Raw genomic sequence first — 21,729 nt, 5'->3', positions numbered from 1 at the left:
TGCTTTTTAGGCTACCGCGCGTTCCGTTCTAGCTGATTTCTTTAGCACTATTAGCCACTGTCCGTGGCGGGACTTCATTTCTTTTTCCAACGGCGAAAAAGAAACGAAGCAAAGAAAACGCCTTCCAACCGCTAATTCTTAAGTGTCCCGAGCGTGCACTGACAACTGTTTGGTACTTCACAAGAACGCGCGACGCCGGAATTTAGAACACTTGAAACCCTCCCCCTCCGTCAACAGATACCCACACGCTTCGCCACCAGTAACTGTGGCAGTCAATACGGAAACCTGGCCCAAGTGAACAACGGGTGGAGCACATGACGGCGCTACAGCATCCTGAACTTGCAGAGACTTCGCCACCGGTGGTCTCAGGCTCGCGCGGGCAAAACGGAACCAGTACAGCCAACCCCTGCGTTTGGGCGCCAGGGCGCGCAGCGCGGAAGCCTCATTAACGGATTCCCACACTGGTGGCGAAGCGTGTGGGTTGCCGTTGACGGAGGGGGAGGGTTTCAAGTGTTCTTAAGTCCGGCGTCGAGCGTTCTTCTGAAGTACCAAACAGTTAAACGTGCACGCTCGGGACACTTAAGAATTAGCGGTGGGGAGGCGTTTTCTTTGCTTCGTTTCTTTGTCGCCGTTGGACAAAGAAATGAAGTGCCGCCACGCACAGTGGCTAACAGTGCTAAAAAGATCAGCCAAAATAAACCGCGCGGTAGCCTAAAAAGCAGCAACCCAGCACCAACCCCGCCCCGCCCCCCCCCCTCGCGCACCAATCAAATAAACATCAACCAATTCAACAAAAAGATATTCACAACCAACAACGACAAAGCCGTCGGCACCTGCACCTTGATCACCGCATTCTTGTCCGGCAATTCAAGCAACGCCGCAGGCACCATATTGAAGTTCGCGGCCATCGGCGTCATCAGCGTTCCGCAGTAACCGCAGAACATCCCGATGGCGACCATCGTCGCGGGATTGCCGTGGAAAACGCCCACCAGAATCGGCACACCAACACCCCCGGTCATCACCGGAAACGCCGCGAAACCATTGCCCATGACCATCGTGAAGAGCGCCATCCCGACGCAATAAACCGCCACCGCGACCAGCCGATAATCCAGGTTCACGTAAGCCGTCGTCACGTGCGCCACGGCCTTGCCAACACCGGCATCCGAAAACACCAGCCCCAGCATGCCCAGCATTTGCGGCAGAACTGCTGCCCACGAAAGGGCATCGACGAGACGGCGGGTTTCCTTCATCGACTGACCGACAGTGTCGCGCGTCATCACGCAAGCCACGCCCAGCGCGACAATACAACCCACGCCAAAACCAATCAGCGTGACGTTCTTCGGATCGAGCAGCGGCTTGCCACTAAACACCAGATGGCTCGCGGCGAGCGTCAGCACCACGGTCACCACCGGAATGGTCAGCGCCGGCACGAACAGCTTGTTGCCAAGACGGATTGCGGTCTTGCGGCGGGTTTCATCTGAGAGCATTTTGGGCTTTGCGGCCGTCACGCCACCGAAGCCGGCAATCAGCGCCATCGCCACGACCAGCACGCCGACGACATTCGCCGGCAACCAGTCGCCGATCAGGAAAATCAGCGCATAGACGAGCCAGAAGGTGCCAGCGGCGAGGCGCCGCGGATGGCTTTTATCGACGTAAATCATGCCCGCAACGATCACCAGCACCACGCCAAGCAAATAGAACAGATAGTTGATGGTGAGCGTCATGCCGTTTCTCCACGAACGTTCTTGGTTAGCGCGCCGAGTTCGCGAGTGAGTCGCCGATCAAGCAGCCAGAGCCGGAAGCCGTGGATCAGGAATGCGCAGATCGCGGTCGGGATACCCCACACGGCGACGTGCAGCGGCTCGACCACGATGCCCGCTTCGCGCAGGAACGTCGTCATCAGGACGATGGCGCCGAACGCCACGAAAATGTCCTCGCCGAAGAACAGTCCGACGTTGTCGGTTGCCGCGGAATACGCACGCAGCGTGTAGCGGGTTTCATCGGAGATCTTGCCGTATCGGGCTTCAGCCGCGCCTTCGGCCATGGGCGCGAGGAGCGGTCTCACCATCTGCGGATGGCCGCCGAGGCCGGTCAAGCCGACAGCCGCCGTCAGCTCGCGAATCAGCAGGTAGACAATCAGAAGCCGCCCGACCGTCGCGGCCTTGATGCCCGAAATCCAGATCTGCGCGCGTTCACGCAAGCCGTGGCGTTCGAGCAAGCCGATCACCGCCAGTGGCAGCAAGATGATCAGCGGGATGTTGCGCGTCTTGAGAAATCCCGTGCCGATCGCAGTAAGAATTCGATCGATCGGAAAATGCGCCGCCAGCCCCGTGACGATGGCGGCGGCGGCCACGATCAGCATCGGGTTGAAGCGCAGGATAAATCCCACGATGATGACGACCACTCCAATTAGCGGCCATAGATTGACTGCGGTTCCCATTCAGATCTCCAAAGCTCGGGTAATTGACCTGCCGCCTTTGGACGGACCGCTTGCTTTGAGTGGTCTGTTCCATCGGCTCGACGAAAAGCAGCTCTATGGCCGCTTGCTAAAACGCCCCGTGTTGACCCGAGGCGTTGAATAAGTAAATTGAGAGGCGCTGGTTTCAGTTCATGCAGCAACTGCGTGCGCCGCCCGGACTTCGATGCCCGCCGTCTCCAGCGCGCCGCGAATCCGTTTGGCGAAAGCCAGTGCGTGCGCACCGTCGCCGTGAAGGCAGACTGTTTGCGCGTTGATCGGCACCCATTCGCCGCTGACCGCCTGCACGCGCCGTTCGGTTGCCATCGAAAGCGTGCGGGCGAGGACCGCTTCTTCGTCGTCGAGCAGCGCGCCCGGGTCCTTGCGCGGCACGAGCGATCCATCGGCCCGATACCCGCGATCCGCAAACACCTCTTCGATAGCCGCCATGTTCGCCTTGCGGGTGGCATCGACGAGATTGCTGTTTGCCAGGCCAAACACCAGCAGCGACGGATCGAAATCGTGAATGGCCGCAACGATCGCTTCAGCAATTTCAGGGTTCTTCGCGGCCTGGTTATACAGCGCGCCGTGCGGCTTCACGTGCGCGATCCTGCCGCCTTCCGCCTTGGCAATCGCGGCCAGGGCGCCGAGCTGGTACAACACGCCGGCATAGATCTCGGAGGCCGGAATATCCATTTCCTTGCGCCCGAAATTCTCGGGATCGTTGAAGCTCGGATGCGCGCCGATAGCCACGCCCTTCGCCACCGCCCAGCGCACGCAGTCGCGCATGGCCGTGGCGCCGCCCGCGTGCCAGCCGCACGCAACATTCGCCGAGCTCACCAGATCGAGCAGCGCTTCGTCGGAACCACAGCCTTCGCCGAGATCGGCATTCAGATCGATATCCATGGTCGTTCCTTTCACGTTGATTTACCGGTCGTGGCGTTCGGCGTGCATCGCGATCGCCGCTTCAACCTGTTTCACATACATGCGCTCTTCGGCGAGGGCGTGGCGCGCGGCCTCGACCGTCGTTTCGATAAAGCGCACACCGCCGTTCAACCGCGCTTGCGCGAGCTTCCACAAATCCGCCCGGATCACCGATCCGATCTTTGGATAACCGCCCGTGGTCTGGGCGTCACCCATGAGCACGATTGGCTGGCCGTTCGGCGGGACCTGGATCGTGCCGGGCAGCACCGCGTGCGAGAGCAGATCGGCCTTATCGGTACGTTCCAGCACCGTTCCCGCGAGCCGAAAACCCATGCGGTTGCTGTTCGGCGTGATAGTCCATTCTTCGTCCCAGAAATCGTGCTGCGCCGTTTTCGTGAATGTCTCGTATTCGGGACCGCGTAAAACCCGGACCGGGAGCGACCACGCGTTGCCCGCCGTATGTTTGCCGCGCCGCACCGGTTCTTCGACGTACACGAATTTGCACCAGGCGGGCGCTTTCACGCCGAATGCCACGCCCGTGGGCGAGAACGCGCCGTTCTTCGGCGGCTGCGGCACGCCGGTCGCAAGACGGTCGCCATCACGCAACGCCCGGCCCCCGAGGCCGCCGAAACACGCGCCGAGATCCGTGCTGCGCGAACCCAGCATGGGCAGGACATCGATACCACCCGCCACGCACACGTACCCCCGCATGCCGTGCTTGGCGCCACGCAGCGTCAGTTCCTGGCCGGCCTGGACGGGAAGACTCCACCATGAGTAGACGGGTTTGTCGTCGAGTGTCGCGCCGAAATCCGTACCCGTGATCGCGATGCGCGTCGCTCGCGTGAAGCGCAAGGTTGCCGGCCCGAGCGTCAATTCGATACCCGCCGCATCCGGCCGGTTGCCCACGATCCGGTTGCCAATTTCCAGCGACAAGGCGTCGAGCGCACCGCCCGAACTCACGCCCAGATGCCTGTACCCATGACGCCCGAGGTCCTGCACTGAAGACAGCATGCCGGCGCGAATCACGTCGATCATGCGAGCACCTCCAGCGCGATGAATCGCACGTGATCGCCCGGTTGCATCAGCGTGGGCGGGTTGCGGGCGGGATCGAACAGCTTGACGTCCGTGCGCCCGAGCAACTGCCAGCCACCCGGAGACACCGCCGGATAAATCCCTGTCTGCTCGCCCCCGATCCCCACGGACCCCGCCGGCACTTCCAGCCGCGGCTTCGCGTGACGCGGGGCGTTGAGCGTCGGATCGAGGCCGCCGAGGTAAGCAAATCCCGGCTGAAAACCCAGGAAGAACACGATGTAATCGGCTTGCGTGTGCCGCTTCACGAGTTCATCGATATCCAGCTTCAAATGCTTCGCCAGCGACGCCAGGTCCGGCCCGTCCGCCCCGCCGTAGCGCACGGGAATTTCGATTTCGGTGGTCCCGACATCCGCTTCCAGCGCCTCGTCCCAGGCGCTCTTCAGTTGCTGCGCGAGGTCGGTCTGCTCCAGTTGGAGCGGATCGAAGACGAGCGTCAGGTTGTTCATGCCCGGCACCACCTCGACGACATGCGGCCAGAGCCTCGCCGCGTCGGCGAGTGCCCACATTCGGCGCTGGCATTCGAGCGTGGCGGGCGCGGGCGCTTCGCAAACAAGCGCGGTGTCGCCGAGTGGATGAATTTTGGGTGGTGTCATGCTGACCTTGCCAGTAGTCGAGGTTGTGCCTCGATTCGATCATGGAATGTACATCGTCAATAAATTATCGACAATTTATCAATAAGAAGGTGAGTTTGTTATTGAAATTTCGGTCGATACGCTACACTCGCTGGCACATTGTTTCGTTGAATGCCATGCCTCGCCACCCGACCAAGATTGTTTCCTCCGAGCATCTCGTATCCGAAACCAGCGCGGAGTTGTCCGAGCTCGAGTACGGTTTGATCATGGCCGGCAACGCGTTCAACCGATGGATGGTGCGCTGCATGTCGGCGGCGGGCGCGAAGGACATGACGGCGGTGGAAGTATCGCTGCTGCATCATGTCAGTCATCGTGACCGCAAGAAAAAGATCGCCGATATCTGCTTTGTTCTCAATATAGAGGACACGCACGTTGCGAGCTATGCCTTGAAGAAGTTGATGGCGCGGGGCTATGTGGCGAGCGAAAAGGTGGGGAAGGAGGTGTTCTTTTCCGCAACGCCGGCGGGGCGGGAGCTGTGCGGGAAGTATCGGGAGGTGCGGGAGAGCTGTTTGATCAGCGCGCTGAAAGAGAGCGGGCTTTCGAACGAGCAGATTGGAGAGGCGGCGCAATTGCTGCGTAATGCCTCGGGGTTGTACGATACGGCGGCTCGCGCCGCTGCCTCACTATAGGGTTTTCGTTCGCACTTGGGCTGGGGTTTGGCGGTTGGGGTTGGTGCTGGGTTGTTGCTCTTTGGGCTACCGCGCGTTCTCTTCTAGCTGACTTTTTTAGCACTATTAGCCACTGTCCGTGGCGGGACTGGCGGATTCAACCGGTCGATGCAACACCTCTGTTCCAATATGGAAATGGAGGATGGAGCTACATGAAACGACAAGCAAAACCGTGGTTGACGTCGACGCAGAAGAGCGAGATCTGGACGCGCTGGCGCGCAGCGGAGTCTGTTAGTGAGATTGCACGAGGGCTTCAGCGGGAGGTGGGCTCGGTTCATCGGATGCTTGCCAAAAGGGGCGGGATTGCACCGCCGCCAAGAAAGCGTTCGCCACTCGCGCTCAGGCCAGAGGAGCGCGAAGCGATCTCTCGCGGGCTGAGCGCGAACTGGTCGGCACACCGCATTGCCGCCAGTATTGCTCGCGCGCCCTCGACGATCACTCGCGAAATCGAACGCAACGGCGGCCGAACCAATTACCGTGCACAACAAGCCGATGCAAATGCGCTAACCCGGGCGTTGCGTCCCAAGGCGTGCGCGCTATCGAGCAGGGCGCGCTTATGCAGGCTCGTGGCCGGCAAGCTCAAACTACAATGGGCACCTGCTCAAATCTCGGGCTGGCTCAAGGGTGAGTTCCCTGTCAACAAGCATATGCAACTGTCACACGAAACGATCTACCGAAGCCTGTACGTACAAGCCCGGGGCGTCCTTAAGAAGGAGTTGATGGAGCATTTGCGCACTCATCGAGTGATGCGTCGGGCCAAGCAAGCATCGGGCAGTGGACAAAATAGAGGGGCGATCATTGATGCCGTGTCGATTAGCGAACGTCCTGCTGAGGTCGAAGACCGGGCGGTGCCCGGGCACTGGGAAGGTGACTTGATATCGGGTTCGCACAACTCGCACATTGCAACTTTGGTCGAGCGACAATCGCGCTTTGTGATGCTGGTCAAGGTCGCGGGGAAAGACACGGCGAGTGTCGTATCGGCCTTAAGCAAACAAGTAAGGAAATTGCCTAAGGAGTTGCGTCAGACACTCACGTGGGACCGCGGGCGCGAACTGGCAAGCCATAAAGAATTCACGCTTGCCACCGAGGTGGAGGTGTATTTCTGCGACCCACGCAGTCCCTGGCAACGCGGTAGCAACGAAAACACGAACGGTCTGCTGCGCCAGTATTTTCCCAAGGGAACGCGTCTGGATGGGTATTCGCAAGCCGAGTTGAACAAGGTCGCCGCACTTTTAAATGGAAGGCCGCGGAAAACGCTCGACTTTATGACCCCAGCTAATAAGCTGGCAGAAATCGTGGGTGTTGCATCGACCGGTTGAATCCGCCCTTCATTTCTTTGTCCAACGGCGACAAAGAAACGAAGCAAAGAAAACGCCTTCCAACCGCTAACTCTTAAGTGTCCCGAGCGTGCACGTACAACTGTTTGGTACTTCAGAAGAACGCTCGACGCCGCAATCAGGAACACTTGAAACCCTCCCCCTCCGTCAACAGATACCCACACGCTTCGCCACCAGTAACTGTGGCAGTCAATACGGAAACCTGGCCCAAGTGAACAACGGGTTGAACACATGACGGCGCTACAGCATCCTGAACTTGCCGAGACTTTGCCGCCGGTGGTCCCAGGCTCGCGCGGCAAAACGGAACCAGTACAGCCAACTCCTCCATTTGGGCGCCAGTGCGCGCAGCGCGGAGGCCTGGTTAACGGATTCCCACACTGGTGGCGAAGCGTGTGGGTTGCGGTTGACGGAGGGGGAGGGTTTCAAGTGTTCTTGATTGCGGCGTCGAGCGTTCTTGTGAAGTACCAAACAGTTGTCACTGCACGCTCGGGACACTTAAGAATTAGCGGTTGGAAGGCGTTTTCTTTGCTTCGTTTCTTTTTCGCCGTTGGACAAAGAAATGAAGTCCCGCCACGGACAGTGGCTAATAGTGCTAAAGAAATCAGCCAGAACAAAACGCGCGAAAGCCTAAAAAGCAGCAACCCAGCATCAATCCTGACCGCTGCCAAAGACCAACCAAGCGTCAGCGCATTACCCGTGACATGAAGTCCCGCCACGGACAGTGGCTAACAGTGCTAAAGAAATCACCCAAAGTAAACCGCGCGGTAGCCCAACCAGCAACAACCCGGCATAAACTCCGACCACTACTAAAACCCACCAGGCGCTAGCCTCAATAAATCCCCGATTCAGTAACAATCGCCCCCAGCGGCAAATCAAACTCCCCCCGCGGCAACGCATCACACTTGGCAGCTTCAAAAGCCACCCCGATCGTAGCGGGCTTCCTGTCCGCGGGCCAAAACGCCAGCGTCCGGTCGTAATACCCGCCGCCATACCCCAACCGATACCGGTCGGCATCGAACCCCACGCAGGGAATCAACAGAAGATCCGGAACTACGACCCGCTCCTCCTCCGGCACTGCAATCCCATAACGCCCCTTCTTCATGGCAGAGTCGCAACGCCACGCATGAAACACGAGCGGTTGCCTCGGAGCAACAACCACCGGCAACGCCGCCGTCCGCGACGCCGCCAGCGCGAGCCAGACGCTCAGCACATTGCGTGCATCGAACTCGCCGGCAACAGGCCAGTAAAACCCAATACACGATGCCTCCGGATACCGCCCCACGACCTCCATCAAGCGCCGCGCGAGCGCTTCGCCACGCGCCTCGTGATCAGCCTCGCCGCCTTGCGTTTCGCGGGTTGCCAGCAAGCTCGCGCGCAGCGTGCTTTTGGCTTCCATCAGAGGGTTGCATGCTATGCTCTGGATCACTTCGCGCTCCACAAAAAACGATGTCAAAACGTCTCAAACGAGTATATCTCGCAGCCGCCACGGCGCTCGCCGCGATCACGCTGATCGGGTGCAGCACCGCATCGGCGGTTCGTCCTTCAGTCGATTATTCGCTGTCGCAAGATGACCGCACTTTCATTCAGTTGCGCGAAGCCGCGCGCTCGAATGACGCCGGCCGCGCCATGCAGCTCGCGGCGCAAATTCCGAATTATCCGGCGCCGGGTTACGTCGAATATTTCACGCTCAAGCCGCAGCTTTTCGACTCGCAAGGGCACGCGCGCGTGGATGCACCCGATGAACCCGTGCTTTCGTTCCTGCAGCGCTACGACGGCCAGGCTATCGCGGATCGCATGCGAAATGATTATCTCGTCGTGCTGGGCGCCCGCCACGACTGGCGCAATTTCCTCGATCAGTATCAGCGTTTTGTCCTGAACGACGACACGCAGGTGAAATGCTACGCGCTCGAAGCACGGGCATCGCGGGGGGAAAACGTGTCGGACGCCGCCCGGGCATTGCTCGTGGATCCTAAATGGTATGGCGACGGTTGCGTGGACCTGATCAACGCATTGGCGGTATCGCAGCAATTTACGTCCGATGACGTCTGGCAACAAATTCGTCTCGCGAACGAGCAAAACTACACGAACACCGCCAGCAAGATTGCCGACGCGCTCGGTCAGCAGCGCCCGAGTCAGAATTCCTTCGACAGCGCCTCGAACACGCCGCCGCTCTATCTGGCGCGTGGCGTAGGCCGGGACACGTCGTCGCACCAGCTCGCGTTGCTGGCCATCACGCGCATGGCGCGCAACGATCCGGCCATGGCCGCGGCATCGTTCAGTTCTGTGGCGCCGGCTCTGACGCCGCTGGAACGCGCTACCGGCTGGGGCACGATTGCGTATCAGGCTGCGTCGAAGCGCATGCCGAGCGCAGTGGACTGGTACCGGTTGTCGGTGAATGCGCAATTGTCGAATCCGGCCTACGAATGGCGCACACGCATGGCGTTGCTTGCCGGCGACTGGACCATGGTGCGCTGGTCGATCGAGCAGATGCCGCCCGCGCTGCGTAATCAAGCAACGTGGATCTACTGGCACGGACGTGCCTTGAAGCAGGCCGGCGACACCGCCACTGCCGCGCAGGAATTCACGAGCATCGCCGATCAGTTCAATTTCTACGGCCAATTGGCATCGGAAGAACTGGGGCAGAAGATCACCGTGCCGCCGCGCACGACCGTGACCGACGCCGAAATCGCACAAGCCCAGACCATTCCGGGTTTCGCGTTGTCGCAGAAGTTCTACAACATGAACCTGCGCCTCGAAGGCAACCGCGAATGGAACTGGCCGCTACGGACCATGACGGATCGTCAGTTGCTGGCGGCGGCGCAGTACGCTCGGCGTATCGAATTGTTCGACCGCACGGTGAATACCGCCGATAAAACCAAGACCGAGCACGATTTCTCGCTGCGTTACCTGGCGCCCTACAAGGACGTGGTCGACCGCGAATCGAAAAATACCGGGCTGGATATCGAATGGGCCTACGGCCTGATCCGCCAGGAATCGCGTTTCATCATCAACGCGAAGTCCGAGGTTGGTGCGGGCGGCCTGATGCAACTGATGCCCGGAACCGCGCAGCTCGTGGCGAAGAAGATCGGCATGGGTCCGGTTTCGCGCGAGCAGATGAATGACATCGATACAAACATTCTCCTCGGCACGAACTACCTGGCCATGGTCTATAACCAGTTCGACGACTCCGCCGTGCTGGCAACAGCCGGTTACAACGCCGGCCCGGGCCGGCCGAAACAATGGCGCTCCACGCTGACCGGTCCGGTAGAGGGCGCGATTTTTGCTGAAACCATTCCGTTCACCGAAACCCGCGATTACGTCAAGAACGTGCTGTCGAACACCGTGTACTACGCGGCGTTGTTCGAGGGTCGTCCGCAATCGCTGAAGGCGCGGCTCGGCTACATCGCGCCGTAAGCGTATCGCATCAGACTCGCCGCGCGTTTCGCTTATCCGGCAACGCGGCGCGCCGGAAGCCACGCCCGGCCTCGGCCGTTCAAGCTTCCCTCGCGCCGCCGACGTCACTCACAGAGGCGAATATGCGACATCAAACCATTGCGTTGATCGGCGGGTCGGGATTTATCGGCAGTCATCTGGTGAACGCGCTTGTCGAAGTCGGCAAGAACGTGCGCATTGCCACCCGGCGGCGTGAGAACGCGGCGCATCTCACGCTCTTGCCCGTGGATGTGATCGAAACCAACGTCTACGATCCCGCTCAACTCGCCGCTTTCGTTTCGCAAGCCGACGCCGTCATCAATCTCGTCGGCGTGCTGCAAGGCAAACGTGGCGCGCCCTACGGTCCGCAATTCGCGAAGGCGCACGTCGAATTGCCGAACAAGATCGTGGCCGCGTGTCAGGCGAAAGGCGTGCGACGCCTTCTGCACATGAGCGCGCTCGGAGCGGATTCGAACGGCCCGAGCATGTATCTGCGATCAAAAGGCGATGGCGAAAAAGCCGTGCGCGATTCGAATCTGGCCACCACCATCTTTCGTCCGTCCGTGGTCTTCGGTCCGGAGGACAACTTCCTGAACCAGTTCGCGTTCCTTGAACGGATCTTTCCGATCATTCCACTCGCGTGTTCGCAGGCGCAATTCCAGCCAATATTTGTCGGCGATGTCGCCAAGGCCTTCGTCAACGCGCTCGATCTCGATGCCGCCAGCGGTCGCGCATACGAACTCGCCGGCCCGAAGGTCTACACGCTCGAAGAACTCGTGCGCTTCAGCGGCGCGGCGATCGGCAAGAACGCGCGCATCATCCGTTTGCCTGACAGCCTTGGCCGCTTGCAGGCCATGTCGCTGGAACTCGCGCCCGGCGAACCCATGATGTCGCGCGATAATCTGGATTCAATGAAAGCGCCGAATATTGCCAGCGGGCCGATTGCGCCGGAACTCGGCATCGATCCGGCGAGCGTCGAGGCGATTGCGCCGATGTATCTCACGGGCGCCTCCACGCGTTCGCGTTTCAACACGTTCCGTGCGTCGGCGGGGCGTTGAATCAAGTACTCAACTTCAAATTTCTGCGATGAAACTCGTTATCGGTGACAAAAACCAATCGTCGTGGTCCATGCGGCCGTGGCTCGTGCTCAAGCACTTCGGCATTCCGTTTGAAGAGGTGCTGATCCGCCTCGGCCAGCCGGACTCGACCGCGAACATCCTGGCACATTCACCGTCCGGCAAGGTGCCGTGCCTCGTGACCGATGCCGGCGACGCCGTCTGGGAATCGCTCGCGATCATGGAAACGCTGGCCGAGCTTTTCCCGCAACACGCCATGTGGCCACGCGATGCCGCCGCTCGCGCGCACGCCCGCAGCATCAGCGCGGAAATGCACGCGGGTTTCGGCGATCTGCGCGAACAAATGTCGATGAACATCCAGCGTCAGGCGTTCGGCCAGCCGTTAACGGCGGGGGCGTTGTCGAACGTGAAGCGCATCGACAAGATCTGGAGCAACTGTCTGAGCGCGCCCGGCGGACCGTTCCTGTTCGGCAAGGAATTCGGCATCGCAGATGCGATGTTCGCGCCCGTCGTCATGCGCTTCAACTCGTACGCGCCGAAGATCAGCGACCATGCGCGCGACTACTGCAAGCACATCACCACCATGCCGGAAGTCGCCGAATGGATTGCAGGCGCGCGGAAAGAGCAATGAACATCTATGCCGTAGGCGGTGCAATCCGCGATGAAATGCTGGGTTTGCCGGTGCAGGACCGCGATTACGTCGTGGTCGGCGCCACGCCCGAGCAAATGACAGCGCAGGGTTTCAAGCCGGTCGGCAAGGATTTTCCGGTATTCCTGCATCCGCAGACGCACGAGGAATATGCGTTGGCGCGGACGGAACGCAAGACATCGGCGGGATATCACGGGTTTCAGTTTTTCTACGCGCCCGATGTCACGCTCGAAGAAGATCTCGCCCGGCGCGACCTGACCGTCAACGCAATGGCGCGCGAAGTCCGGCCGGATGGCGAACTGACCGGACCGGTGATCGATCCGTTCAATGGCCGGGCTGACGTTGAAGCGCGCGTGTTCCGCCATGTGGGCGAGGCGTTCATAGAAGATCCAGTGCGCATTCTCCGGATTGCACGGTTCGCGGCGCGCTTTGCTGATTTCACCATCGCCGACGAAACCCTTGCCCTGATGAAACGCATGGTCGCCGATGGCGAAGTCGATGCGCTCGTGCCCGAACGTGTGTGGCAGGAAGTATCGCGCGGGTTGATGGAAAAAAAGCCGTCTCGCATGTTCGAGACGCTGCGCGCATGCGGCGCGCTCGTGCGGATCTTGCCCGAGGTGGATTCGTTATGGGGCGTCGCGCAACGTGCCGACTATCACCCGGAAGTCGATACCGGCATTCACGTGATGATGGTCGTGGATTACGCGGCGTCGCACGGTTTTACGTTGCCCGTCCGCTTCGCCGCGCTCACGCACGATCTCGGCAAGGCGACCACGCCGGAAGACATCTTGCCGCGCCATGTCGGGCATGAAGGGCGCAGCGTCGATTTGCTGAAGCCGCTATGCGAGCGTCTGCGCGTGCCGAACGATTGCCGCGACCTCGCGCTGCTGGTCGCGCGTGAGCACGGGAATATTCATCGGGTGATGGAGTTCGGGGCGGCCGCCTTGGTCCGCTTGTTCGAACGATGCGATGCGTTGCGCAAGCCCGCGCGGTTTGCCGAAGCGCTGCAAGCCTGTGTGTCCGACGCACGCGGCCGTCTTGGTCTAAGTCAGCAGCCGTATCCGCAAGCCGAGCGTTTGCGCGAGGCGCTGGTGGCGGCGCGCGGGGTCGATGCCGGCGCCGTCGCGCAGCAATACGCCAGCGAGCCGGCGAAGATCAAGGACGCGGTGCATGCGGCGCGGGTTGCGGCCGTGGACGCGGCGCTTCAGAACGCTTAGAGCGCCCGCGCGATCAGCGAAAGAATGATCGAAAGCAGGATGGTGGACATGAACGGGAACGAATACTCGCGCCCGAACAGTTTCAACGTGAAATCGCCGGGCAACTTGCCGATGCCGAGTTTCTTCATCCACGGCAACGAGGCCGAAAGAATGGTCAAGGCAATGAACGTGGTGAGAACCCAGCGGATCATGACGTCATAGCGTGTGCGAGCGGTCGCCGGATGAGAACGCGGCGATTGTTTCATCGATACCGCGCGAAAACGCGATCACCTTGAACAACTCGCCCATTTCCGCCTCGGACAACAACTTCTGAACCGCGTTTGCTGCGGGGAGGAAACGGCGGACATCGGTGGGATCGAGGTCGGAAAGTGCGTCCGTGATCCCCGCGTTCATCAAGAACCGCGCTTGCGATGTGAAGCCAAGCAGGTCAGCGCCCGCCTCGGTGCCGGCTTCCGCGATCCCCGAAAACTCCACATGCGCCGTGATGTCCTGCAAGCCGGGATACAGAAACGGATCGCCATGCGCCCGGTGGCGGTAGTGGCACATCAGCGTGCCCTGCGCGCGCTGTGCATGATAAAACTCGCGCCGGGGAAAGCCGTAATCGATGAAAAACGCGGCGCCGCGGGTGAGCATCGTGCAAATCGTGCGCGTGAAAGCCAGCGCGGCTTCGTGCGTCTCGCTCACATATTCAATGAAAGGCTCGTCGTTGACTTCATCGATAGTCGTATCGATTTCGGCGAGCAGCGGGTTATCGAGCGCGGCCAACAGGGGTTTGTCGTCGAAGGCGAAATGATCGTGGCTCCAGATGACACCGCGTTCGTGCCAATCGCCGAGTTTGCGCACGACCAGGCGCACGGGCATGGCATCAAGCACTTCGTTGCCTATCACCACGCCTTCGAATTGTCCGGGCAATGCACTCAGCCAGCGGACTTTCGATGCCAGTTCCGGCGCATCGGCGTCGATCGTCGCGCGCTGGCGTTGCTGCAATTCCCCCGAAAGATCCACGATTGAATAGCTGTCGAACGGAACGTCCAGCGCCTTGAGCGCGTTCAGCAAACCCGCCGCAAGTTTGCCCGTGCCGGCGCCGAACTCCATCAGGTTGCGCGTGCCGCTGTCCCGCAACGCTTGTGCGACGGGCCGTGCGAGCGTTGCCGAGAACAATGGCGACATTTCAGGAGCGGTGACGAAATCGCTGCCATCGTCGCCGCGTTTGCCGAATTTCATCGCGCCACCGCTGTAATAGCCGAGGCCGGGCGCGTAAAGCGCGAGCTCCATGTATCGGCTGAAAGGCATCCAGCCGCCCACGGACGCGATTTCTTCGCGGATGCGCGCGGTCAGCCGCTCGGATTGCGCGAGCGCGTCGGGGCCGGGAGCAGGTAAACTGTCGGATTCGTGAGCTTTTGGATTCATTCCGGCATTGTAAATGAGCGATTCTTCGTCGACTTCTCCTGATTCTTCCGCCCCCAAATCCCGCGTCGTGCTGATCACGGGCGCGGCGAAACGTATCGGCCGGGGGCTGGCGCTTGGTTTTGCGGCGCGCGGCTGGGACGTCGCCGTGCATTTCAACGGCTCGGAACAGGACGCGCAGGAAGTCGTCGCGGCGATCCGCGCGCTCGGCCGCCGGGCGGTTGCGCTCGGTGCGGATCTTGGCGTCGAGGACGATGTCGCGAAACTGGTGCCGGGGTGTATCGAAGCGTTGGGCGGCCTGCATTGCGTGGTGAACAACGCATCCCGGTTCACGGAAGATACCGCGCGTGATTTCAGCTACGCGCGTCTGCTCGAGATGATGGCGGTCAACGTGGCCGCGCCGCTGGCTCTGGCGCGTGCGCTTCAGGAAGCCACGCCGGAGGCCGCCATCCACGACGAAACCCGGCGCGCGTGCGTCATCAACGTGCTGGACCAGAAGCTGTACAACATGAATCCGGACTATTTGTCGTACACGTTGAGCAAGGCGGCGCTCGAAACCGCGACCGTCGCGCTGGCTCAGGCGCTTGCGCCAAAGTTGCGCGTGGTCGGGCTCGCGCCGGGTCTGACGTTGCCATCGGCGGACATGACGGATGCCGAGTTCGAAGCCGCGCATCGCGTGACGCCGTTGGGCCGGGCTTCGCGTGTCGAAGACGTGGTCGCGGCCGCGTGTTATCTCGCCGATGCGTCCGGTGTGACGGGCACGACGCTGGTTGTCGACGGCGGGCAGCATCTCGTGCCATCGCCGCGCGACATCATGTTTTTGATGGCCGACCGCACCTAGTAAGTTAATCAGTATTCCCAGGACACGACCATGCTTGCCGTTCTTTCGCATCCCCGGCTCGCCGATTGCCGGCGCCTTTTTCTGCGCAATTACGAAGTGCGCATCAACATCGGCGTGCACGATTTCGAGAAGCAGGGCGAACAACGCGTCGTGATCAACGTGGAATTGTTCGTGCCGCTGGCTTTATCGACGCCGGTCGAGGACAAGTTGCGCGAAGTCGTCGATTACGACTTCATGCGCTCGACCATCGCCAAACGTGTGGGCAAAGGGCATATCCACTTGCAGGAAACGTTGTGCGACGACGTCGCCGCTGCGCTGCTCGAACATCCAAATGTGCGGGCAGTGGTGGTATCGACGGAAAAGCCGGACGTTTATCCCGATTGCGATGCCGTTGGCGTCGAGGTCTTTCGCATCAAAGAGGTGGCGGCATGAGTTCGATTATCGAGCCAGTTTCGGTTCCGAAAATTCGCGAGCCGATGACGCGCCACGAGCAAAAGCAGGCGTACGAGAACAACAAGCTGTTCAAGCGCCTCGCGCGGCAAGTGGGCGAAGCGGTTGTCGACTACAAGATGATCGAGGACGGCGACAAGGTGATGGTGTGCCTTTCGGGCGGCAAGGATTCGTACGCCATGCTCGAACTGCTGATGCGGCTGCGCGAGCGCGCGCCGATCAATTTTGACATCGTGGCGGTGAATCTCGATCAGAAGCAGCCCGGTTTTCCCGAGCACGTGCTGCCCGAATATCTGAGCAAACTCGATATCCCGTTTCATATCGAAAATCAGGATACGTACAGCATCGTCAAGCGGCTCGTGCCGGAAGGCAAGACCACGTGCTCGCTCTGTTCCAGACTGCGGCGCGGGATTTTGTATCGTGTGGCCGGTGAATTGGGCGCAACGAAAATTGCGCTCGGCCATCATCGCGATGACATCCTGCAGACGCTGTTTCTGAATATGTTCTACGGCGGCAAATTGAAGGGCATGCCGCCAAAACTTCAATCCGATGACGGCAAGAACGTCGTGATCCGGCCACTCGCTTACATCAAGGAAAGGGATCTGGAGAAGTTCGCCGAACTGCGCGAATTCCCGATCATTCCTTGCAACCTGTGCGGCAGCCAGCCAAACCTGAAGCGCGCGGAAATGAAGGCGCTGATTCGCGATTGGGAAAAGCGCTTTCCCGGACGCGTGGAGAATATGTTCAACGCGTTGTCGAACGTGGTGCCGTCGCATTTGATGGATCACAAGCTGTTTCCGTTCGGCGGTTTGCGCGCGACAGGCGTGGCCGATCCGGCGGGTGATATCGCTTTTGACGAAGATCCATGTTCGACGGAACCGGCTTCGCAGACTATTTCGATTGTCCAGTTCGACGATATTTGAAGCTGTCTGGTGATCCGGCACCGCTAGTTGTTTTTTAAACCGGTGTTTTGAATCCAGCGGAGTTTCTACGTTTATGAGATGAAGGAGATGATAGGCTGCGCCGTTTGTGTGTTTTAAGCTTTAGTTTAAATGCTTGAACGCCATCGCCAATTCGATAAGCGGAGCAGGCATGCGGCAGATTATCTCGTTGCGGTTAATCATCTATCGGAAGCTCAGCGGACTTACAGTATTCAGTTGCGCGCTTCTCTTGTTTGCGGTCAGCAGCGCGGCAAATACGGGTTTCGAGGGTCAGTCATCACCACATTCAGCGTTCACACGCGCTCCGGTTGAACGTGTCATGAAGCCGCGTGCCCGAATTACAAAAGGCGCTTCCGCGACAAGGCCTGCGAGGCGGCCGCCTCCCACGTCGAACATTGCCGCTTGCCGGGTTCAGCTTGAGGCGAAGTTGCCCTTGACCAGATTCTTCGGCTTTTTCACGGTGCCGGCCGAGATCGACGGACGAACTTATCCAATGGTCGTGGATACGGGCAGCGACCAGACGACTATTGAACCTGCCATGGCGAATGTCTGGCATCTGCAGGAGGACAAGTTCGGCGAGCACAAGGTAACGGGTCTCGGCGGGGAGGCAGGCTGGCATTATCCGCGCATCCTTTCGTCCCTGAAACTGGGAGCGCCCGAGTGGATTGATCTCCGCGTCAGTCCGACCTCTTTCGCTTTTGTTGCAAAGCGGGCGCGTGAAGCACGATTGCCCGCACCGATTGGCTTTCTGGGCTCCAACATACTGACACGGTACGACGTTGAACTCGATTTTCCCGCGCGGACCATAGCGCTCTATTCGGTGTCCAATTGCGTCGGCCGGTTTGTTCCATGGTCGGGACAATTCACTGCCTTTTCCGCCGATTTAACGCGGCGTAACCGTTTCGTACTGCATATATCGGCGAATGGACATCCGATTCGGGCAGTCATCGATACAGGCGCGGAGACCTCGATTGCGGCTAAGGCCAGCATAGCCGGGACCGGAGCGGACCTGACCGGGATGGATAAAACGGTGCCCATGTACAACTTTGGCTGGGATGGTGAGCCGATTGCGAGTTATCGGCATAGCGTGGACCTGGAGGTCGGCGCCGAACGGTTCCCAAGCGCGTCGATCGAGGTGGGGGACATCGTGCTGCCGGACTTCGATATGGTTCTCGGCATGGACTACTTGCGAGGCCGCCGCGTCTGGCTTTCATACTCGACGGGCTGGGTTTTCATGCAACGCATGGACGCGTCCTGAGCGTCTGGACCGTTGCTCAGCAAGGCCGGGCCGCAATTTCGGGATACGCCCGCATGTTATATTGACGGCTCCAACACTTCCCAAAAAGCTGACGCCATGAACATCGTAATTTTGGCGGCAGGTACCGGCAAGCGCATGCGTTCCGCCTTGCCTAAAGTCCTTCATCCCTTGGCTGGCCAGCCGCTCTTGTCCCATGTGCTCGATGTCGCGCGCACGCTCAACCCCACGCGGCTTGTCGTGGTGGTCGGGCATGGCGCCGATCAGGTGCAGAACGCTGTTGGCGCGCCCGACGTCCAGTTCGCGATCCAGGAGCAGCAACTCGGCACCGGCCACGCGGTCATGCAAGCGCTGCCGCTGCTTGACCCCGCTGTTTCCACGCTGATTCTCTACGGCGACGTACCCCTCACGCGCGCAAGCACGTTAAAACGTCTCGTCGATACCGCCGGCCAGCACTACGGCGTCCTCACCGTCACCCTCGACGATCCGACGGGTTACGGCCGTATCGTGCGTGACGCGATGGGCAAGGTTCAGCGCATTGTCGAGCAGAAGGATGCCAACGCCGATCAACTGAAAGTCAGCGAGATCAATACGGGCATCGTGATTACGCCGACAGCGCGGCTTGGCGAATGGCTGGCGTCGTTGAAGAACGACAACGTGCAGGGCGAGTTTTATCTCACCGATGTCGTCGAACGTGCGCTCGAAGCAGGTATCGAAGTCGTGACCTCGCAGCCCGACGACGAATGGGAAACGCTCGGCGTGAACAGCAAGCAGCAACTCGCCGAACTCGAACGCATTCATCAGGGCAACACCGCCGAAGATCTGCTTGCTGCAGGCGTGACGCTGATGGACCCGGCGCGCATCGACGTGCGCGGCACGCTGACGTGCGGACGCGATGTTTCCATCGACGTGAATTGCGTCTTCGAAGGCAACGTGACGCTCGCGGATAACGTGACCATTGGCCCGAATTGCGTCATCCGCAATTCAAGCATCGGCGCCGGCACGCGCGTTGATGCTTTCACGCACATTGAAGGCGGCACGACCGGCGCGAACGTCGTGCTGGGACCGTATGCGCGATTGCGGCCAGGCGCCGTGCTCGGCGACGAAGCGCACGTCGGCAACTTCGTGGAAGTGAAGAACGCGGTGTTCGGGCGCGGCTCGAAGGCGAATCACTTGAGTTATATCGGCGATTCCGATGTCGGCGCGCGCGTGAATATTGGCGCGGGCACGATCACCTGTAACTACGATGGCGCGAACAAATTCCGTACGGTGATCGAAGACGATGTGTTCGTCGGCTCGGACACGCAACTTGTTGCGCCGGTACGCGTGGCGCGCGGCGCGACGATCGCGGCGGGCACGACGGTCTGGAAGGACATCGTTGGAGAAAACCAGCTCGTGATGAATGAGAAAACGCAGATCAGCAAAAGCGGTTACGTGCGGCCAGTGAAGAAAAAAGCTTGAGAAACAATCACGAATGCTCGCGTGATTCGGGCGATTCGAAAACAATTTGAAGGATAGATCCATGTGCGGAATTGTCGGCGCGGTCGCGCAACGTAACATTGTCCCGGTGCTGGTCGAAGGGTTGCGGCGGCTCGAATACCGCGGCTACGATTCATGCGGCGTCGCCGTCATCGCCGATGGCGAAACCAAACGCGCGCGCAGCGTCGCCCGCGTCGCCGATCTCGCCGAACAGGTCCGCGAAAGTCATCTGGACGGCGTGACCGGCATCTCGCACACGCGCTGGGCCACGCACGGCGCGCCCGTCACCGACAACGCGCATCCTATCTTCTCGCGCAACGAGCTGGCGCTGGTGCACAACGGCATCATCGAGAATTACGAAAGCCTGCGAACCACGTTGCGTGAAAAGGGCTACGAATTTGTATCGCAGACCGATACCGAAGTCATCGCGCATCTGATACACAGCATGTATCGCGGGGATTTGTTTCAGACCGTGCGCGAGGCCGTGAAACTGTTGCACGGCGCGTATGCCATCGCCGTGATTCACAAGGATCAGCCGAACACGGTGGTCGGCGCGCGTGAAGGTTCGCCGCTGGTGGTCGGTGTGGGCGATGGCGAAAACTTCCTGGCTTCGGACGCGCTGGCGCTCGCGGGCAGTACCGACCGGTTTGCATACCTGGATGAAGGCGATGTGGTCGAGATCACGCTCGATGGCGTGAAGATCGTCGATCGCGATGGCATTCCAGCGCAGCGCGAAGTGCGCGTGGTCGCGGCGTACGGCGGCGCGGTCGAACTTGGGCCGTACCGGCATTTCATGCAGAAGGAAATCTTCGAGCAGCCGCGCGCCATCACCGACACCATTCCCCAGGCCGAGCGGTTCACCGCTGACCTGTTCGGCGCCAAGGCGGCAGAAGTGTTCGCCGATATCGACAGCGTGCTCATCCTCGCGTGCGGCACGAGTTCTTATGCCGGCATGACGGCAAAGTACTGGCTTGAGTCCATCGCCAGGATTCCTACGCAGGTCGAGGTGGCGAGTGAGTACCGGTATCGCGAGTCGGTGCCGAATCCGAAGGCGCTGGTCGTGGTGATATCGCAGTCGGGCGAAACCGCCGATACGCTCGCCGCGTTGAAGCACGCACAGTCGCTTGGGCACAAGCACACGCTGGCCGTGTGCAACGTGAGTTCAAGCGCGATGGTGCGGCTGACGGAGCTGACATTCCTCACGCATGCGGGCACCGAGATTGGCGTGGCATCAACGAAGGCATTCACGACGCAACTGGTCGGCATGTTCGTGCTGGCGGTGACGCTCGGCGCGTTGCGCGGCCATGTGAGCGCGAAGCAGGAAACCGCGTATCTCGCGCAGTTGCGGCATCTGCCGGCGGCGCTGAACAGCGTGCTTGCGCTGGAGCCGCAGATCATCGCGTGGGCGGAGGAATTCTCGCGCAAGGAAAACGCGCTCTTCCTCGGGCGCGGGCTGCATTATCCGATCGCGCTCGAAGGCGCGTTGAAGCTGAAGGAAATCTCGTATATCCACGCTGAAGCGTATCCGGCGGGTGAGTTGAAGCATGGGCCGCTGGCGTTGGTCACGGAGGCAATGCCGGTCGTGACGATCGCACCCAACGACACGCTGCTGGAGAAGCTCAAGTCGAATATGCAGGAGGTGAAGGCGCGCGGCGGCGAGCTGTATGTTTTCGCCGATGCAGATACGCGCATTGTCAGCGAAGCCGGCATTCATGTGATCCGGATGCCGGAGCACTATGGCTTGTTGTCGCCGATCCTGCATACGGTACCGCTGCAGTTGCTGGCGTATCACACGGCTTGTGCAAGAGGGACCGATGTGGATAAGCCCAGGAACTTGGCCAAGAGTGTGACGGTGGAGTGAGGGGGTAGGGGCT

General features: G+C 60.3%; 21 protein-coding genes. 13 read left to right on the top strand and 8 right to left on the bottom strand.

The window, feature by feature from the left end:
• Window positions 1-767 precede the first annotated feature (767 nt).
• The 5 genes from AXG89_RS05165 to pxpB all read right to left on the bottom strand — a co-directional run bounded on the left by AXG89_RS05165 (window position 768) and on the right by pxpB (window position 5,064).
• Complete coding sequence (locus tag AXG89_RS05165) at window positions 768-1,724, bottom strand: DUF979 domain-containing protein (protein ID WP_062168329.1); 957 nt, start codon at window positions 1,722-1,724, stop codon at window positions 768-770.
• Window positions 1,721-2,440 (bottom strand): DUF969 domain-containing protein, encoded by a 720-nt coding sequence (locus AXG89_RS05160; protein ID WP_062000602.1) that lies wholly within the window; start codon window positions 2,438-2,440, stop codon window positions 1,721-1,723. The genes AXG89_RS05165 and AXG89_RS05160 overlap by 4 nt, the downstream gene beginning before the upstream one ends.
• A gap of 168 nt (window positions 2,441-2,608) precedes the next feature.
• Window positions 2,609-3,361 (bottom strand): 5-oxoprolinase subunit PxpA, encoded by a 753-nt coding sequence (pxpA, locus tag AXG89_RS05155; protein WP_062168327.1) that lies wholly within the window; start codon window positions 3,359-3,361, stop codon window positions 2,609-2,611.
• Window positions 3,362-3,382: 21 nt separating this feature from the next.
• Window positions 3,383-4,414, bottom strand: a complete 1,032-nt coding sequence (locus AXG89_RS05150) for a biotin-dependent carboxyltransferase family protein (protein WP_062168325.1) — start codon at window positions 4,412-4,414, stop codon at window positions 3,383-3,385.
• Window positions 4,411-5,064 (bottom strand): 5-oxoprolinase subunit PxpB, encoded by a 654-nt coding sequence (gene pxpB / locus AXG89_RS05145; protein WP_062168323.1) that lies wholly within the window; start codon window positions 5,062-5,064, stop codon window positions 4,411-4,413. Before pxpB ends, AXG89_RS05150 begins: the two co-directional genes overlap by 4 nt.
• Before the next feature lie 155 nt (window positions 5,065-5,219).
• Here pxpB and AXG89_RS05140 point away from each other — a divergent pair, with 155 nt between their 5' ends.
• From AXG89_RS05140 to AXG89_RS42000, 3 genes are all read left to right on the top strand, one after another.
• The gene (locus AXG89_RS05140) at window positions 5,220-5,732 is read left to right on the top strand and encodes a winged helix DNA-binding protein (protein ID WP_062001020.1); all 513 of its coding nucleotides are present in this window, start codon (window positions 5,220-5,222) and stop codon (window positions 5,730-5,732) included.
• Between the two features lie 191 nt (window positions 5,733-5,923).
• Window positions 5,924-7,090 (top strand): IS30 family transposase, encoded by a 1,167-nt coding sequence (locus tag AXG89_RS05135; RefSeq protein WP_062168321.1) that lies wholly within the window; start codon window positions 5,924-5,926, stop codon window positions 7,088-7,090.
• Between the two features lie 444 nt (window positions 7,091-7,534).
• Window positions 7,535-7,813 carry a hypothetical protein gene (locus AXG89_RS42000; protein ID WP_162916007.1) on the top strand — a complete coding sequence of 93 codons (279 nt, stop codon included), beginning with the start codon at window positions 7,535-7,537 and terminating at the stop codon, window positions 7,811-7,813.
• A 124-nt stretch (window positions 7,814-7,937) separates the two neighbouring features.
• On the opposite strand, the gene AXG89_RS05130 is transcribed toward AXG89_RS42000, so the two are convergent.
• A complete protein-coding gene (locus AXG89_RS05130; RefSeq protein WP_119024651.1) occupies window positions 7,938-8,504 on the bottom strand; it encodes a 5-formyltetrahydrofolate cyclo-ligase in 567 nt (188 codons plus the stop codon).
• Window positions 8,505-8,554: 50 nt separating this feature from the next.
• Between AXG89_RS05130 and AXG89_RS05125 the strand changes: the two genes are divergently transcribed.
• From AXG89_RS05125 to AXG89_RS05110, 4 genes are all read left to right on the top strand, one after another.
• On the top strand, window positions 8,555-10,522 hold the full coding sequence (locus tag AXG89_RS05125) for a lytic transglycosylase domain-containing protein (RefSeq protein ID WP_062168320.1): 1,968 nt from the start codon (window positions 8,555-8,557) through the stop codon (window positions 10,520-10,522).
• A 122-nt stretch (window positions 10,523-10,644) separates the two neighbouring features.
• Complete coding sequence (locus tag AXG89_RS05120) at window positions 10,645-11,598, top strand: complex I NDUFA9 subunit family protein (RefSeq protein WP_062168318.1); 954 nt, start codon at window positions 10,645-10,647, stop codon at window positions 11,596-11,598.
• 28 nt (window positions 11,599-11,626) lie between these two features.
• Window positions 11,627-12,247 (top strand): glutathione S-transferase family protein, encoded by a 621-nt coding sequence (locus AXG89_RS05115; RefSeq protein ID WP_062168316.1) that lies wholly within the window; start codon window positions 11,627-11,629, stop codon window positions 12,245-12,247.
• Complete coding sequence (locus tag AXG89_RS05110; protein WP_062168314.1) at window positions 12,244-13,482, top strand: multifunctional CCA addition/repair protein; 1,239 nt, start codon at window positions 12,244-12,246, stop codon at window positions 13,480-13,482. Before AXG89_RS05115 ends, AXG89_RS05110 begins: the two co-directional genes overlap by 4 nt.
• On the opposite strand, the gene AXG89_RS05105 is transcribed toward AXG89_RS05110, so the two are convergent.
• Both AXG89_RS05105 and AXG89_RS05100 read right to left on the bottom strand, forming a co-directional pair.
• The gene (locus AXG89_RS05105; RefSeq protein ID WP_062000594.1) at window positions 13,479-13,673 is read right to left on the bottom strand and encodes a DUF2905 domain-containing protein; all 195 of its coding nucleotides are present in this window, start codon (window positions 13,671-13,673) and stop codon (window positions 13,479-13,481) included. The two genes, AXG89_RS05110 and AXG89_RS05105, sit on opposite strands and share 4 nt — an antisense overlap.
• A 4-nt stretch (window positions 13,674-13,677) precedes the next feature.
• Complete coding sequence (locus tag AXG89_RS05100; protein WP_062168312.1) at window positions 13,678-14,892, bottom strand: class I SAM-dependent methyltransferase; 1,215 nt, start codon at window positions 14,890-14,892, stop codon at window positions 13,678-13,680.
• A 13-nt stretch (window positions 14,893-14,905) separates the two neighbouring features.
• Between AXG89_RS05100 and AXG89_RS05095 the strand changes: the two genes are divergently transcribed.
• The 6 genes from AXG89_RS05095 (at window position 14,906) to glmS (ending at window position 21,716) form a co-directional block, all read left to right on the top strand.
• Complete coding sequence (locus AXG89_RS05095) at window positions 14,906-15,730, top strand: SDR family oxidoreductase (RefSeq protein ID WP_062168310.1); 825 nt, start codon at window positions 14,906-14,908, stop codon at window positions 15,728-15,730.
• A 30-nt stretch (window positions 15,731-15,760) separates the two neighbouring features.
• A complete protein-coding gene (locus AXG89_RS05090; protein WP_062000591.1) occupies window positions 15,761-16,162 on the top strand; it encodes a dihydroneopterin aldolase in 402 nt (133 codons plus the stop codon).
• Window positions 16,159-17,103: a tRNA 2-thiocytidine(32) synthetase TtcA gene (ttcA, locus tag AXG89_RS05085; protein ID WP_062168308.1), complete on the top strand. Its 945-nt coding sequence runs from the start codon at window positions 16,159-16,161 to the stop codon at window positions 17,101-17,103. The genes AXG89_RS05090 and ttcA overlap by 4 nt, the downstream gene beginning before the upstream one ends.
• A gap of 451 nt (window positions 17,104-17,554) precedes the next feature.
• Entirely contained in the window at window positions 17,555-18,379 is an 825-nt protein-coding gene (locus AXG89_RS05080) for an aspartyl protease family protein (protein ID WP_162916006.1), read from the top strand.
• A 96-nt stretch (window positions 18,380-18,475) separates the two neighbouring features.
• Window positions 18,476-19,837, top strand: a complete 1,362-nt coding sequence (glmU, locus tag AXG89_RS05075; RefSeq protein ID WP_062168304.1) for a bifunctional UDP-N-acetylglucosamine diphosphorylase/glucosamine-1-phosphate N-acetyltransferase GlmU — start codon at window positions 18,476-18,478, stop codon at window positions 19,835-19,837.
• 61 nt (window positions 19,838-19,898) lie between these two features.
• Window positions 19,899-21,716 (top strand): glutamine--fructose-6-phosphate transaminase (isomerizing), encoded by a 1,818-nt coding sequence (gene glmS, locus AXG89_RS05070; RefSeq protein WP_062000587.1) that lies wholly within the window; start codon window positions 19,899-19,901, stop codon window positions 21,714-21,716.
• Window positions 21,717-21,729 lie beyond the last annotated feature (13 nt).

The organism is Burkholderia sp. PAMC 26561 (assembly GCF_001557535.2).
Taxonomy (GTDB): domain Bacteria; phylum Pseudomonadota; class Gammaproteobacteria; order Burkholderiales; family Burkholderiaceae; genus Caballeronia.
Note: the sequence above shows the minus strand (reverse complement) of the source record. Positions and strands in the feature narration are given on the sequence as shown.